Raw genomic sequence first — 15,546 nt, 5'->3', positions numbered from 1 at the left:
GGCTCAGCCCTTCTTCTTGTACATGCCGAGCATGCGCTGCGTGACGAGGAAGCCCCCGAAGATGTTCACGCTGGCGAGCACGATCCCGATGAAGCCGAAGAACCGGGCAAGCCCGGTGCCCTTCTCGATGAGCGGCACGCCGACGGCGAGGATTGCGCCGACGATGATCACGGACGAGATCGCGTTCGTGACCGACATGAGCGGCGTGTGGAGCGCCGGGGTCACCGACCAGACCACGTAATAGCCGACGAAGATCGCCAGCACGAAGATCGCCAGCCGGAACACTGTCGGATCCACGGCGCCGCCGGTGGCGGCGCTGAGCCCGTGGCCCATGCCGTCGGCGAGAGCCTGGGCCTGGTCGGCGGCGTTGCGCGCCACCGCGGCCGCGGCGCGGGCGGCGTCGGCGAGCACGCGGGCCTGATCGGCCGCCTGATCGGGAGGGACGATGACGTTTGCCATTCTGCTACTCCTCTCGGCCGGGCTTCACTGCGCGCCCGCCGGGGCGGCCGTGCCGGACGCCTTGTTGGCCTCCGACTTGGCAAGCCCCACGGACGCGGCTTCCGAGGCGGCGCCATCGGTCTTGGGCTGGAAGGACGCGTGGACGACCGAACCGTCGCGGGTGAGGTTCGTGGCCTTCACCAGCTCGTCGTCCCAGTTGATGGCCAGCGCCTTCGACTCCTTGTCGATCAGGGTCTCGACGAAGGCGTACAGATTGCGGGCGTAGAGGCTCGAGGCGGTGGCGGCGAGCCGACCCGGGACGTTGACGTGGCCGACGATCTTCACGCCGCGATCCGTGGTGACGATCTCGCCGGGCTTGGCGCCCGCGACGTTGCCGCCGCGCTCCACCGCGAGGTCCACCAGCACCGAGCCGGGCTTCATCGAGGCCACCATCTCCTCGGAGACGAGCTTCGGGGCCGGCCGGCCGGGGATGAGCGCAGTGGTGATGACGATATCCTGCTTGGCGATGTGGCCCTTCACGAGCTCCGCCTGCTTCTTCTGGTACTCGGCAGACATCTCCTTGGCGTAGCCGCCCGCCGTCTCGGCCTGCTTGAACTCGTCGTCCTCCACAGCGACGAACTTCGCGCCGAGCGATTCGACCTGCTCCTTGGTGGCGGGGCGCACGTCGGTGGCCGTGACGACCGCGCCCAGGCGCCGGGCCGTGGCGATGGCCTGGAGGCCGGCGACGCCGACGCCCATGACGAAGACGCGGGCGGCCGGAACCGTGCCGGCGGCCGTCATCATCATCGGCATCGCCCGGCCGTACTCGGCGGCGCCGTCGACCACCGCGCGGTAGCCGGCGAGGTTCGCCTGCGACGAGAGAACGTCCATCACCTGAGCGCGCGTGATGCGCGGCATCAGCTCCATGGCGAAGCCGGCCACGCCCGCCTCGGCCATGGCCTTCAGCGCCGCCTCATTGCCGTAGGGATCCATGATTGCCACAACCGTGGCACCGCGCTTCAACTGCGGCAGCTCTTCGGCGCCGGGGCGACGAACCTTGAGCACGAGGTCCGCGTCACCCGCGGCATCCGCGGCGCTGCCGGCGATGGTAGCGCCTGCGGCCTCGTACTCCTCGTCGAGGATGCCGGCCTTCTGACCCGCGCCGGACTGCACCACCACGTCGGCGCCCAGCGCCTTGAACTTCTTGACGGTCTCGGGGACCGCGGCCACGCGCGGTTCCGCGGAGTCCGTCTCGGACAGCACAGCAATGCGCATGCGAGGCTTCCCCTGGATAAGCTCGGCCTCTCGAATGCGCGAACCGACACCGCTTTTCGAGAGGCGGACCTAAATTATGTTGGTGGAACCGGGCCGAATGTAACTTGTGCCCAATCGAATTGATCTCAAAACATTATCAACCCCGCTCGGCGTCCGGCCGGCAGGTTCGACAAACGAAGCGGGCGGCTGAAGAGCCGCCCGGATCGGGTCACGCGAAGAACAGGTAGAGGATCAGCAGCACACCGACCACGAGCGGTCCGCGCCAGCCGACCGCAGGGGCCAGCGCGCCGAGTGCGCCGGCGGCGCCCGACACGATCACGCCCAGGATGGCCAGGAGCCACGCCTCGCGAATGCCGCCGATCGCGAGGGCGAGGACCCAGCAGATCACAACGCCGGTGGCGATCTCGACGAAGCGGACGAAGCCGCGATAGGTCTGCTCGTGGGTCTTCGCGTCCATCGCCGGGCTGTAGGCGTGCCCGGCCACCGTGTCACTCTCAGCCATCGTGCGCTCGTATCCCTAAGACGCGACTTCTTGCGGTCACGGTGGGATGTAGCTCAAGCGTTTACCTGCCGCAATCGGACGCACGCAAGTTGATCGCTCTCGCGGTGGATCCGACACCGGTATCAGGCGGGCTTCGGTAGTCCCGCCTCGACAAGCGCCTTGCCCTGTCGCTCGGCCAGCGTGTCGAGCGAGAAATGCTCGATCTCGGCCTCGAACAACCGGTGGTAGTTTAGCTCCGACCGCAGGTGGAGGAATACCGCGCCGAGGCCGACGGCGGCCCGATCCATGAAGACGAATTCCTGCGGCACCGTCACGGGACCACGTTCCTTCAGGGCCTGATGCACCTCGAAGGCTTGGCGGCGGCCGTATTCGCCAGGCTTGACGCCGTCCGCGACCGTGCGGGTGCGGTCCTCCAAGAGCGGCCCGTAGATGAAGCGCGCCCAGATGTTCAGGATCTCGATCTTCTCGCGGTCGAGATTCTTGAAGCCCCAGACCTCGTAGGCGTGGACGATGCGGGCCTCATCGTTCTCAAGCAGCCCACGGTAGAGATCGACGACGCCGCCGACGAATCGCGGATGGAAGATCCGCACGCAGCCATAGTCCAGCAGGTTGATGCCGGCCGCCTCTCCGCCCTCGGAGAAGACGGTGTAGTTCCCGAGATGCGGATCGCCGTGGATCACCGCGGCTCGGCTGAACGGGTGCCACCACGCCTTGAACATCGCCTGCGCGATGCGGTTGCGCACTTCGACCGGCTCCTCGGCAAAGCCCAGGATCTTGTCGCCGTGGAGCCAGCCGAGGGTCAGGAGGCGCTTGGTCGAGAGCTCGGGGTAGACCTCCGGCACGCGCACCGCCGCGATGTCCCGCAACACCGCGCCGTACAGGGCGGCGTGCTTGGCCTCGCGTTCGTAGTCGAGTTCCTCGCGCACGCGCGCCCCGATCTCCTTGGCGATCTCGCGAGTATCGAGCCAAGAGTTCATGCGCCGGTGCAGAGCGAAGGCGAGTTCCAGCTGCTTGAGATCGGCCTCGACGGCGGACTGCATGTCCGGATATTGCAGCTTGCAGGCGAGACGCTCGCCCTCTTTCGAGGTGGCGCGGTGGACCTGGCCCAGCGAGGCCGCCGCCGCCGGCTTCAGGTCGAAGCTGCCGAAGCGGCCCTGCCAGCCGGCGCCCAATTCGGACTGCATCCGCCGCCGGACGAAGGCGGCGCCCATCGGCGGCGCATCCGCCTGAAGCTTCTGGAGTTCGGCCGCGTATTCGGGCGGCAGCAGGTCCGGCACGGTGGCGAGGAGCTGCGCCACCTTCATGATCGGCCCCTTCAGGCCGCCGAGCGCCTGCGCCAGAGCGGCGGCATTCGTGGTGCCCTCCTTGCCGAAGAGCCGCGCCATCGCCATCCGGGCGGCCACGCCGCCCACATTAGCGCCCACGCTGGCGTAACGCCCGGCGCGGGCTGAGAAGCGGTTCGCTTCGCGATCGGTCTCGGCCATCTCTCGATCTGCTTGTGAGGTGTCACTCTGGACATAAGCCGCGCCCGGCGGCGCACCAGAGGCGTGGGTCTCTCCGCCGCGGGCTCAGGTCGGCCAGTTGTCCCGGATCCAGCAGGTAAGGCCGGCCCCGTCGATCTCGCCGGCCGCGAGGCCGAGGATGGCGACAGTCGCCTGGGCTTGATCGGGGGCGAAGCGCACGTTGTTGAGCCGGAGGAACAGCATCATCGCCACGAAGGCGATCCGCTTGTTTCCGTCCACAGAGGCGTGGTTTCGAGCGAGACCGAAGGCTGCGGCGAGCGAGGCCAAGTCGGCCTCCTCGTAGCGCCACCGGTTGATCGGCAGGGCAAGCGCGGACTCGAGGGCGTTCTCGTCGTGCAGGCCAGCAGGGCCTCCGAAGCGAACCAGCTGACGCTCGTGGGCGACATGGACCTCTGAGGTCAGCCAGCGGGGCTCGCTCATTTGGCAAGCGTCCGAAGCGTGTCGCGGTATTCGTCCATGATCTCGTCGACCACGGTCATCGCGGCGTCAAAAAAGCCGGATCGTACGGGCTCAGCCGCACCCCGCCATCCGGCAGCTCGGACACATGGAGCCTTTGTCTCTGCTGGAGGTTCAGGCGATTGACCAATGCCTTCGGCAGGATGAACCGGTCGAGTTGCCGACGCGTTTGACTTCGAGCTTCATGGATCAAGTCCAGGATGTTATACAAAAAGTATAACATCCTGGCCGGCCCGACGGAAACGGTCCTCAGACCTGCTCCTCCATCCCCTCAAGCTCCACGATCATGCCCTCGATCATGCCGAGGCCGATCTGCCAGAAGCCAGGGTCCCTCGCGTCGAGGCCGAACGGCGCGAGCAACTCACCGTAGGGTTTAGACCCGCCCGCCGACAGCAGCGCGAAATAGCGCTCGACGAATCCCGCCTCCGCCCGGGCATAAACCCCGTAGAGCGAGTTCACGAGACAGTCGCCGAACGCGTAGGCATAGACGTAGAACGGCGAGTGGATGAAGTGCGGGATGTACGCCCAGAACGGCTCGTAGCCCGCATCCAGCGTGATCGCCGGCCCGAGGGATTCCGCCTGCACGGACAGCCACAGCGCGTTGATCTGGTCGGTCGTCAGCTCGCCCTTGGCCCGGGCCAGATGCACCTTCCGCTCGAAGGAGTAGAAGGCGATCTGGCGCACCACCGTGTTGATCATGTCCTCGACCTTGGCGGCGAGCATCGCCCGGCGCTGGGTCGTGTCGGTGGTTGCGGCGAGGAGCTTGCGGAAGGTCAGCATCTCGCCGAACACGCTCGCGGTCTCCGCCAGCGTCAGCGGCGTCGGCGCCATCAGGGCGCCGTTCGGGCCGGCGAGCACCTGATGGACGCCATGGCCCAGCTCATGGGCCAGGGTCATCACGTCCCGCGGCTTGCCCTGGTAATTCACCAGCACATAGGGGTGGACGGACGGTACGGTCGGATGCGCAAACGCGCCGGGCGCCTTGCCCGGACGGGTCGGCGCGTCGATCCACCGATCGTCGAAGAAGCGCTTCGCGATTCCCGCCATCTCCGGCGAGAACGCGTCGTAGGCCGACAGCACCGTGTCGCGGGCCTCCGTCCAGGGGATCGTGCGCTGCTCAACCTTGGGCAGGGGCGCGTTGCGGTCCCAGTACGGCAGCGAGTCCTGACCGAACCACTTGGCCTTCAGCCTGTAATACCGGTGCGACAGGCGAGGATAGGCGGCGCGCACGGCGTCGACGAGGGCCTCGACAACCTCGGGCTCGACCCGGTTGGCGAGGTGGCGCGCCTCGGCCACGTCCTTGAAACCCCGCCAGCGGTCGGAGATCTCCTTGTCCTTCGCCAGCGTGTTGGTGATCAGCGTGAACACCCGGAGGTTCGCGCGCAGCACCGTGCTGATGGCCCCGGCGGCCTCCTTGCGGACGGCGCCGTCGGGATCCTGGAGCTTGTTGAGGGTCGGCTCCAGCGGCATCTCCTCGCCCTGGACCGAGAAGCGCAGAGACGCGATCGTCTCGTTGAACAGCCGGTCCCAGGCGGCGTTCGCGGTGACCGACTTCTCCAAGAACAGCTTCTCGGTCCGGTCGTCGAGCTGGTGCGGCTTCTCGCGGCGCAGGTCTTCGATCCAGGGCGCGTAATGGGCCAGCGGCCCGTCGGCCATCGCGGCGTTCATCACCGCATCGTCGACCCGGTTCAGCTCCAGGCCGAAGAACAGGAGGTCGGCCGAGGCATTGGTCAGCCGCTCGCGCGTATCGCCGTAGAACTTGGCGCGCGCCTCGTCGGTGGTGTCCCCTGAATAGACCAGGCCGGCGAAGGACATGAGCTTGCCGAGCAGATCCTCGATCCCCTCGTAGGCGCGCACCGCCTCCGCAAGCTGCCGGGACGCGTCGGGACCGGCCGCGATCTCCGCGATGCGGCCGGCATAGGTCTCGGAAAACCGGCGGCACTCCTCCTCGGCGCGGGACAGGTCACCGGAGAACTCGGGCGCGTCCAGTCCGGAATACAGATCCGAGAGGTCCCATTCCGGGAGATGGCCGAGGTCGGCGGCCTTCGCGGCGGCGCGCGCGGCGCTCACGCCCTCCGGCAGACGGACGTGCACCGGCGAGGCGGCGTGGCTCGGCATCATGTCGGGCGTTCCTCTCAAAGTTTCGTCAGGCCGTCGGCCAGGGTCTCGGGGCCGTACCCTGATATCGAATGTGGCGACCCGCGTTCAACGTGACGGGCCGACCCGAACGCAATCGGCGCCTGACGAAGCGCTGCAAACGTCGTTAAGCGGCACTTTACGTCTGTCGGTCACCCTACGGCTCGAAACGAAACACGCGCCGAATCGGCGTCTGCGGCCGGGATAACGCCCATGTCGCGCGCCGGGTCCACGTGCGCCGTGCAGGGAGCCCTCATGTCCACCACCGTGCTGATCGTGGACGACGATCCGGTCCAGCGCCGCCTCGCCGAGGCGGCGGTCCGCCGGTTCGGCTTCGAGCCGCGGGTCGCCGAGTCCGGGATGGACGCGCTGACCCTGCTGAGATCCGAGGGGGCCGACGTCGTGCTGCTCGACCTCGTGATGCCGGGGCTCGACGGGCTCGGTGTGCTGGCCGAGATGCGCAAGAGCGGCCTCGCCACGCCGGTCATCGTTCAGACCTCCAACGGCTCCATCGATACCGTGGTCACGGCCATGCGGGCCGGCGCCGTGGACTTCGTGGTCAAGCCCGCCGGGGCCGAGCGCCTGCAGGTCTCGATCAAGAACGCCCTGCGGGTCGACACCCTGGAGGAGGAGGTGCGGCGGATGCGACGCCGGGCGTCCGGCGCGCTGACCTTCAAGGACCTGACCTCCAAGAGCCCCGACATGGAGCGGGTGATCCGCCTCGCCGAGCGGGCGGCGAAGTCCAGTATCCCGGTCCTCATCGAGGGCGAGTCCGGCGTCGGCAAGGAGGTGCTGGCGCGGGCGATCCAGGGGTCCGGCGACCGGCGGGGTAAGCCGTTCGTCACGGTGAATTGCGGGGCGATCCCCGATAACCTCGTCGAATCGACCCTGTTCGGCCACGAGAAGGGCGCCTTCACGGGCGCTACCGAGAAGCACGCCGGCAAGTTCGTGGAAGCCTCGGGCGGCACGCTGTTCCTGGACGAGATCGGCGAACTGCCTCTGGACGCGCAGGTCAAGCTGCTGCGCGCGCTGCAGGAGGGCGAGGTCGATCCGGTGGGCGGCAAGCGCCCGGTGCGGATCGACATCCGGCTGGTGTCGGCGACCAACCGCTCGCTGCTCGACTTGGTCAAGCAGGGCAAGTTCCGCGAGGACCTGTACTATCGCCTCAACGTCTTCCCCATGACCCTGCCGCCGCTGCGGGCGCGCCGCGAGGACATCCCGGACCTCGTGCGCTCGTTCTGCGCCCGCTTCTCCGCCGAGGAGGGCAAACGGGTGCGCGCGATCTCCCCGGAAGCGATGGCCCTCCTGACGCGCTATCCCTGGCCGGGCAACGTCCGGCAGCTCGAGAACGCCGTGTTCCGGGCCGTGGTGCTGGCGGACGGCGACGAGCTGACGGTCGCCGAGTTCCCGCAGATCGCCGCGCAGGTCGAAGGTTTCGACGTCCGCATCCCGGCCGCACCCCAGCAGCAGGTGCTGCCGGCCTACGCGCCGGAGCCGGTCCGCGAGATCGTGCGCGTCGAGGTGCGCGATCCCCACGCCATGTCGCTCGTCGCCGAGGAGACCGGCGAGATGAAGCCGATGGAGGTGCTGGAGGCGGAGATCATCCGGTACGCGCTGCAATTCTACCGGCAGCGGATGTCGGAGGTCTCGCGGCGCCTCGGAATCGGCCGATCGACCCTTTACCGGAAGCTGAAGGACCTCGGCCTCGAAGGCGACGAGAAGTCCGAGGACGCGGCCTGATCGACCATCGCGTGCGGTAGCGCACGGGACGGATCTGACCGACGCGGTCGCGCAGGACATCAGGCGCGGCTGCCACGGACACTCGACGACTTCCATGATCGTAGAATGTGAAGCATTCGCCGTATAGAAACCGACGATGGGCCAATATTCCGCCGACGAAGACTATGGTTGCTGAAAGCCACGCTTGCGCGGATAATCACAATCTGCGCGTGCGGTCCCGCCGCCGCACCCTGGGAGATCACGATGCGCGTCCCGCGCTCCAGCCTGATGGCGCTGGCCGCCCTGTTGACCGGTACGCTGGCCTCGGCCGGCGCGCTCGGTGCCGAGACGGCCGCGCTCGCCGTCACGCCGGCCGAAGCGCCCGCCGCCGCTCCGGCCGGGCCACAGATATCCCAGCCGGCGCCGCAGCCGCCATCCGAGCCGGCCGCACAGAATGCCTCACAGCCGGCATCGACCGACCCGATCGCGACGACGCTTCCCGATTACAAGCCGGAAGCGCCCGCTGCGGAGCCGGCTCCGGCCGCAGCGGCAGCCCCCGTCGTCCCGGCCGATCCCGTCGGCGCCGCCGTGCTCGCGCGGCTCGGCGACCCTGCACCGCTGCTGCTGCGCCTGACAACGAAGGACCGCGACGCGATCCGGAGCTTCTACGAGGCTCGGGCCTACAAGCCCCTCTGGGTCGCCGACGGCGCGTGGACGGAGGCCGCGAAATCCGTCTCCACACGGCTGGCAGCCGCGGGCGAGGACGGACTCGACGCCCGCGCCTACACGGTCCCGACCCTCGCGGAGAAGCCGGACGAGAAGGCGGTGGCCGATGCCGATCTCCGTCTGTCCGCCGCGGCTGTCCTCTACGCCCGGGACGCCCGGGGTGGACGGGTCAACCTAGCGTCGATCTCGCGGCTGATCACGCCGAAGCTCGATCTCCCGGCCGGCAATGACGTGCTCGCCAGATTGTTCGATACCGGTGCGAAGGCTGGCGACGCCCTCCAGAGCTACAACCCGGCCACACCGGGATATCGGGCGCTGAAGGCGCGCTTGGCCGCTCTGCGCGGGCCCGCACCCGCGGCCGTGAAGCCGCTGCGTCTGCCGTCCGGTCCGGCCCTGCGGGTGGGCATGCGCGATAGCCGGGTGCCGCTGCTGCGCGCGCATTTCGGCCTCGACGCCCGTCCGGCCGGCACGCTCGATCACGGCCCCGGGGAGCCCGAGGCCTACGACGACGCCGTCGCCGAGGCGGTGACGAAATTCCAGCGCGGCCGCGGCCTTCCGGCAAACGGCGTTCTGAACGTCCAGACCGTCCTGGCGCTCGCCGATGCCGGACGGACCGGCCGGCCGTCGGGCGGCGAGGCCGAGCTGATCGTCAACATGGAGCGCTGGCGCTGGCTGCCGGGTGATCTCGGATCGGACTACATCCTGGTCAACGTCCCCGAATATCGCCTCCGGGCCTATCGCGGCGGGAAGCTGCGCGACGAGGCCCGCGTCATCGTGGGCAAGCCGGAATCGCGCACGCCGCTCTTTTCGGGCCTGATGGAATACGCGGTCGTCAATCCGTCCTGGTACGTGCCGCCCTCGATCCTGAAGACCATGGCGCCCAAGCTCGCCGGCTACGGCGGGAAAACCTGGGGCGGCTACGAGGTGGTCCGGCGCGGCGGCCACATCTCGCTGCGCCAGCCTCCGGGCGAGCGCAATGCGCTCGGCTTCATCAAGTTCATGTTCCCGAATCAGCACGCGGTCTACCTGCACGACACGCCGAACCGGTCGCTGTTCTCCGCTTCCAAGCGCGACTTCAGCCACGGCTGCGTCCGCGTGGACGACCCGTTCCGCCTCGCCGACGTGGTCCTTCCGGACTGGTCAGAGGAGCGGTTGAAGAAGCTGATCGGCAAGGGCGAGCGCACCATCCGGCTTCCCGAGAAGCTGCCGGTGCACCTCGCCTACTTCACCGCCTACGTCGACGATGGCGGTGCCTACCGCACGCTGCCGGACCTGTACGGCTATGACGCGCCGATGCGGGCCGCCCTGGGCCTTCCGGGCGGCGGGGGACCCGCCATCGCTCGGCTGCCGGACGAGGCGCCGCGCCGCAAGGCGGAGCGCGCTCCCACGCCCGCGAAGCCGCGGGTTGCGCAGCGGCGCGCGCCGCACAGCCGCGTCGCAGACGATTGGGCGGCCAATCGCTACGAGGACGTGGACGCCCCGCACCGAACCGTGCGCCGCGCCGCCCGCGCCGACAGCGCTCCGGAATATGGCGAGCCGGGTCTCTGGACACCGGCGCCGCAGCAGCCGGTCTCCCGCGGCTGGTGGTGAGCCCCGCAGGCATCGACAACTTTCACGTGCGCGACCGCACAGCCGGGCACGATTTCGCCACGGTCCAGCCTTAGCCGTTTCGTCCGGAACCCAGGCCTTACAGTGCCGGGTGCGGTCACCGGGAGAGGAACAGGACCATCGTGCCGTATCTCCCGCGCACCGTTCGCCGTATCGCCCTCGCGCTGACCGGGATGGCGGTCGGCCTGATCGCTGGGACGGCGGAGACCGAGGACGCGGTCGCCAACGGCGACACCCGCTCCCTGACGATCCTCCACACACACACCCAGGAGAGCGCGACCATCACGTTCAAGCGCGACGGCCGCTACGATCGCGCGGCCCTCGATCAGCTGAACTGGCTCTTGCGCGACTGGCGCATCAACGAGCCGACCAAGATGGATCCGCGCCTGTTCGACACGGTGTGGGAAGCTTACCGGCAGGTCGGCTCGAATCAGGCGATTCACATCGTGTCGGCCTACCGGTCGCCGGGCACAAACGCGATGCTCCGCCGACGCTCCAAGATGGTGGCCGAGTTCAGCCAGCACATGCTCGGCAAGGCGATGGACTTCTATCTGCCGGACGTGCCGATCGACCGGATCCGCGAGGTCGGACTGCAGATGCAGAGGGGCGGCGTCGGCTGGTATCCGCACGCGGGCACGCCCTTCATCCATCTCGACGTCGGCTCGGTGCGGATGTGGCCGCGCATGACGCACGAACAGCTCGCGCGCATCTTTCCCGACGGCAAGACCGTGCACCTCGCGAGCGACAACCGGCCGTTCCCGCGCTACGAGGAGGCCAAGGCGGAGATCCTCGCCCGCGGCGGCACCGTGGCGGGCATCACCACCCAGATGGCCAGCGGCGAGGACGAGGACGGTCCCGGCCTGTTCGGCTTCCTGGCGAGCCTCTTCGGTGGCGGCGCGTCAACGCCGCAGCCGGCGCCGGCGCCTCCGACCACGACGGCCCAGAAGAAGTCGCGCCGCGCGCCGGTGGTCGCCGTCGCCAGCGCCGATCCGCAGGATCCCGTGGGCGCGCGCGTCGCCCTCGCCTACGCGGCGCCCGCGGCCGACAGCGCGCTACGCGGCTCGCTCGCGGAGCGCGAGCAGGCAAAGGGCTCCGACCTCAAGCCGATGGACGCCAAGACACTGCTCACGGGCGCCGCCCCCGCCTCGGCGCCCGACGATGCCGTGCCCGCCGTTGAAGCACCGTTGCCGCCGCGGCGGCCGTCGGACCTCGCGGCCGTGGCGGCCGCCATCGCCATGCCGCTGCCACCGCCGAGACCGGTCCAATTCGCGTCCCTTGGCGGCGGCATGGCGAGCCTCGCGGCGACCGGCGAGAGCCGAGCCCTCACCAGGGCCGAACCGTCCCGAACGCGCGCTCCGATCGACGCGGAGGCCGACCCGAAGCTTCAACTCCGAGCGCTGTTCGAGGCGGTGTCGGCCGGTTCCGGGACGGCACCGGCCAGCCGGAGCGCACCGGTGCACGTCGCCGCCACGCGTGTCCGGGACGCCGCGCCCCAGGCGTTCGTGGCGGCGGCCCCGGACCGGGTGTCGACACGGTTCAGCCCGCGCAGCCCCGGCGACGAACTCACGGCAGCACGGTTCACGGGCTCATCGACGCGGGCGGTACCGGCCGCGCGCTGACCGCCCGGACGGCTGACCATTGGGTCCGAACTTCACGCCACACGATATCACTGCACTTCGCGGACGCTGCGGACGGTTGAGACCGGTCACCCGTACCGTAGGCCGTCGTGCTCAGCGCTGCGGCTTGGCGAGGTTGACCGCGAGGGCCGACACGAGCGTCGCCGCGTAGCTGTCGTCCTGTGTGGCGGTAATCCGCTCGGCCTCGGCGCCCGTATTGGCTGCCACCGACATCATCAGCATGCCGGCCGTGGTGAGGCCGCCGATGGCAGCCACGAGGGCAAGGTACGCGCGCAGCGCGGCGCGCGGCGCAACCGCCTTGGTCTCATCGAGGCACAGCGAGGAGGGACCGGGAGGCATCATGGCGGACGAGACCGGCGGGCGAGCCTGGACCAGAGACGGACCGAACAGGCACATGCCCGGTCCGCATTTTCAACTGATCAACGTGCCGCGAAGAGCCGAGTTCTTCGGCCGGATGACCTTTTTCAACCCCTCATGACGGGATTGGTTGACGAGCGGTGAGAGCGCTCCGCAGGGAACGCTCCCGACCGGGCTCAGCCCTCCTTGCCTGACACCTTGCCGAGGGCAGCCTGCGCGGCAGCGAGGCGCGCAATCGGCACGCGGTAGGGCGAGCACGAGACGTAATCGAGGCCCACCTCCTGACAGAAGCCGACCGAGGCCGGGTCGCCGCCGTGCTCGCCGCAGATGCCGAGCTTGATGTCCGGTCGGGTCTTGCGGCCGCGCTCGACGCCGATGCGCACCAGCTCGCCGACCCCCTCCTGATCGATGGTGATGAATGGGTCGGCCGGCAGGATCCCCTTCTGCGTGTAGGGGCCCAGGAAGGTCGCCGCGTCGTCGCGGGAGATGCCCAGCGCCGTCTGGGTCAGGTCGTTGGTGCCGAAGGAGAAGAACTCGGCCGTCTCGGCGATCTCGCCCGCCTTCAGGGCGGCTCGTGGCAGCTCGATCATGGTGCCGACCTGATAGTCGAGGCTGGCGCCCTTCTCCTCGGCCACCGCCTTGGCCATGGCATCGATGCGCGCCTTCACGATGTCGAACTCGGCGCGTGTGAAGACCAGCGGCACCATCACCTCGGGCGTCACCGCCTTGCCGGTATCGGCAGCGGCCTGCACGGCGGCTTCGAAGATGGCGCGCGCCTGCATCTCGGCGATCTCCGGGAAGGCGATCGCGAGGCGGCAGCCGCGGAAGCCGAGCATCGGGTTGTGCTCGGAGAGTTCGCGGGTGCGGTGCCGGATCTTCTCCTCAGAGACGCCGGTCGCCTTCACCACCTCGGCCACTTCGGCGTCCGTGTGCGGCAGGAATTCGTGGAGTGGCGGATCCAGCAGACGGATCGTCACCGGCAGCCCGGACATGATGGTGAACAGCTCCAGGAAGTCCTGCCGCTGGTAGGGCAGGATTTTCGCCAGAGCCGCGCGCCGGCCCTCCGCATCGTCGGCCAGGATCATCTCGCGCACCGCGATGATGCGGTCGCCCTCGAAGAACATGTGCTCGGTGCGGCAGAGGCCGATGCCCTCAGCGCCGAAATTGCGCGCCGTGCGGGCGTCGGTCGGCGTGTCGGCGTTGGCGCGGACCTTCATGCCGCGGATCCCGTCGGCCCACTCCATCAGGGTGGCGAAATCGCCCGACAGCTCGGGCTCCAGCATCTTCACCTCGCCCTGGATCACCTGCCCGGTGGACCCGTCGATGGTGATCCTGTCGCCGGCCTTCAGGGTGATGCCGCCGACCGTCAGGGTCTGCGCCTTGTAGTCGATCCGGATGGATCCGACGCCGGAGACGCAGGGCTTGCCCATGCCGCGGGCAACCACGGCCGCGTGGCTGGTCATGCCGCCGCGGGTGGTGAGGATGCCCTCGGCGGCGTGCATGCCGTGAATGTCCTCCGGCGACGTCTCGATGCGCACCAGGATGCATTTGCGCTCCGCCTTTCGGTGCGCCTCCGCATCCTCGGAATTGAACACGATCTCGCCGGTCGCCGCGCCCGGCGAGGCCGGCAGGCCCGACGCGATGACCTTCCGGTCGGCTTTCGGATCGATGGTCGGGTGCAGGAGCTGGTCCAGCGCTCCGGGCTCCACCCGGCCGATCGCCTCCTCCTTCGAGATCAACCCCTCGCCCGCCAGATCAACGGCGATGCGCAGGGCGGCCTTGGCCGTGCGCTTGCCGTTGCGGGTCTGGAGCATCCAGAGCTTCCCCTTCTCGATGGTGAACTCCATGTCCTGCATGTCGCGGTAATGCGATTCCAGGATCCCGTAGATCCGGGTCAGCTCCGCGAAGCTCTCGGGCATGGCCTTCTCCATGGAAGGCTTGTCGCTCCCGGCCTCGTCCCGCGCCTTCTCGGTGATGTTCTGCGGGGTGCGGATGCCCGCGACCACGTCCTCGCCCTGAGCGTTGATCAGGAACTCGCCGTAGAGCGCCTTCTCGCCGGTGGAGGGATTGCGGGTGAAGGCGACGCCCGTGGCCGAGGTGTCGCCCATGTTGCCGAACACCATCGCCTGCACGTTGACCGCCGTGCCCCAGCTCTCGGGAATATTGTTCAGCTCCCGGTACTTCTTGGCGCGCGGGATCATCCATGAATCGAAGACGGCGCCGATCGCACCCCAGAGCTGGTCGTCGGCGCCCTGCGGGAAGTCGGAGCCGTGCTCGTCGCGCACGATCTTCTTGTAGGTCTGGATCAGCGTCTTCCAGTCCGCGGCGCCGAGCTCGGTATCGAGGTCGAAGCCTTTGCTCTCCTTGTACTGCTCCAGCGCCTCCTCGAAGGCGTGGTGCTCCACGCCCAGCACCACGTTCGAGTACATGGTGATGAAGCGGCGGTAGGAATCGTAGGCGAAGCGCTCGTCGTCGGCCTCCTTGGCGAGCGCAAGGACGGTCTCGTCGTTGAGGCCGAGGTTGAGCACCGTGTCCATCATGCCCGGCATCGAGGCGCGCGCGCCCGAGCGGACGGAGACGAGGAGCGGGTTCTTGGCGTCACCGAACTGGCGGCCGGTGAGCGCACCGACCTGGGCGAGTGCCGCCGCGACCTGATCCTTCAGCTCCGGCGGGTAGGACTTGCCGTGGTCGTAATAGTAGGTGCAGACTTCGGTGGTGATGGTGAAGCCGGGCGGGACCGGGAGGCCGAGATTCGACATCTCGGCGAGGTTGGCGCCCTTGCCGCCGAGCAGGTCGCGCATCTGCGACTTGCCCTCCGCCTTGCCGTCGCCGAAAGCGTAGACCCACTTCGCGCTGCCGGTCGCCATGTCGATCCCGTCCGTATCTGGTGCCCGGCGGCGGCCGAGCTGATGGGCGGGGTTGGACCATCCCGCACCGCAACGCAAGATGAACACGCGACGGCGCTGTGTGCACGCGAATGACGGCGGTGGCGGTCTGTCAGCAACCTCCCCACGGAGACCCGACCGCAGAGCTCCGCGGATGGCCATTCCCACCCGCGCCCTCATCCTGAGGTGCCCGCGTCAGCAAACCTCGAAGGAGCCCACCAGAGATCGCGCGGCTGGCTGAAGGGCTCCTGCGAGGCGGCTCCGCCGCATCTCAGGATGGGGGC

General features: G+C 68.8%; 11 protein-coding genes. 3 read left to right on the top strand and 8 right to left on the bottom strand.

Annotated features, from left to right (window positions below):
- Positions 1 to 3: 3 nt before the first annotated feature.
- The 6 genes from MMSR116_RS13545 to MMSR116_RS13520 all read right to left on the bottom strand — a co-directional run bounded on the left by MMSR116_RS13545 (position 4) and on the right by MMSR116_RS13520 (position 6,315).
- The gene (locus MMSR116_RS13545) at positions 4 to 459 is read right to left on the bottom strand and encodes a proton-translocating transhydrogenase family protein (protein WP_010682603.1); all 456 of its coding nucleotides are present in this window, start codon (positions 457 to 459) and stop codon (positions 4 to 6) included.
- Between the two features lie 24 nt (positions 460 to 483).
- Positions 484 to 1,713 (bottom strand): Re/Si-specific NAD(P)(+) transhydrogenase subunit alpha, encoded by a 1,230-nt coding sequence (locus MMSR116_RS13540; protein ID WP_010682604.1) that lies wholly within the window; start codon positions 1,711 to 1,713, stop codon positions 484 to 486.
- Between the two features lie 208 nt (positions 1,714 to 1,921).
- On the bottom strand, positions 1,922 to 2,215 hold the full coding sequence (locus MMSR116_RS13535) for an aa3-type cytochrome c oxidase subunit IV (protein WP_010682605.1): 294 nt from the start codon (positions 2,213 to 2,215) through the stop codon (positions 1,922 to 1,924).
- Between the two features lie 122 nt (positions 2,216 to 2,337).
- Positions 2,338 to 3,699 carry an ABC1 kinase family protein gene (locus tag MMSR116_RS13530; RefSeq protein ID WP_010682606.1) on the bottom strand — a complete coding sequence of 454 codons (1,362 nt, stop codon included), beginning with the start codon at positions 3,697 to 3,699 and terminating at the stop codon, positions 2,338 to 2,340.
- A gap of 84 nt (positions 3,700 to 3,783) precedes the next feature.
- The gene (locus MMSR116_RS13525; RefSeq protein ID WP_010682607.1) at positions 3,784 to 4,158 is read right to left on the bottom strand and encodes a type II toxin-antitoxin system death-on-curing family toxin; all 375 of its coding nucleotides are present in this window, start codon (positions 4,156 to 4,158) and stop codon (positions 3,784 to 3,786) included.
- 285 nt (positions 4,159 to 4,443) lie between these two features.
- Positions 4,444 to 6,315, bottom strand: coding sequence for a M3 family oligoendopeptidase (locus tag MMSR116_RS13520; protein WP_010682608.1), 1,872 nt, complete (start codon positions 6,313 to 6,315; stop codon positions 4,444 to 4,446).
- Positions 6,316 to 6,585: 270 nt separating this feature from the next.
- On the opposite strand from MMSR116_RS13520, the gene MMSR116_RS13515 reads away from it, so the two are divergent.
- The 3 genes from MMSR116_RS13515 to MMSR116_RS13505 all read left to right on the top strand — a co-directional run bounded on the left by MMSR116_RS13515 (position 6,586) and on the right by MMSR116_RS13505 (position 12,002).
- Entirely contained in the window at positions 6,586 to 8,070 is a 1,485-nt protein-coding gene (locus tag MMSR116_RS13515) for a sigma-54-dependent transcriptional regulator (protein WP_010682609.1), read from the top strand.
- 243 nt (positions 8,071 to 8,313) lie between these two features.
- Positions 8,314 to 10,365 carry a L,D-transpeptidase family protein gene (locus tag MMSR116_RS13510; RefSeq protein WP_010682610.1) on the top strand — a complete coding sequence of 684 codons (2,052 nt, stop codon included), beginning with the start codon at positions 8,314 to 8,316 and terminating at the stop codon, positions 10,363 to 10,365.
- 140 nt (positions 10,366 to 10,505) lie between these two features.
- Complete coding sequence (locus MMSR116_RS13505) at positions 10,506 to 12,002, top strand: DUF882 domain-containing protein (RefSeq protein WP_010682611.1); 1,497 nt, start codon at positions 10,506 to 10,508, stop codon at positions 12,000 to 12,002.
- Between the two features lie 111 nt (positions 12,003 to 12,113).
- Here MMSR116_RS13505 and MMSR116_RS13500 read toward each other — a convergent pair whose 3' ends face one another.
- Positions 12,114 to 12,416, bottom strand: coding sequence for a hypothetical protein (locus MMSR116_RS13500; RefSeq protein ID WP_244625658.1), 303 nt, complete (start codon positions 12,414 to 12,416; stop codon positions 12,114 to 12,116).
- A 137-nt stretch (positions 12,417 to 12,553) separates the two neighbouring features.
- Complete coding sequence (gene ppdK, locus MMSR116_RS13495) at positions 12,554 to 15,244, bottom strand: pyruvate, phosphate dikinase (protein WP_010682613.1); 2,691 nt, start codon at positions 15,242 to 15,244, stop codon at positions 12,554 to 12,556.
- Positions 15,245 to 15,546 lie beyond the last annotated feature (302 nt).

Origin of the sequence: Methylobacterium mesophilicum SR1.6/6 (assembly GCF_000364445.2) — a bacterium.
In the GTDB taxonomy this organism is placed as follows: Bacteria; Pseudomonadota; Alphaproteobacteria; order Rhizobiales; family Beijerinckiaceae; genus Methylobacterium; species Methylobacterium mesophilicum_A.
The sequence above is the reverse complement of the archived record's forward strand: the minus strand, read 5'-3'. Positions and strand labels throughout refer to the sequence as shown.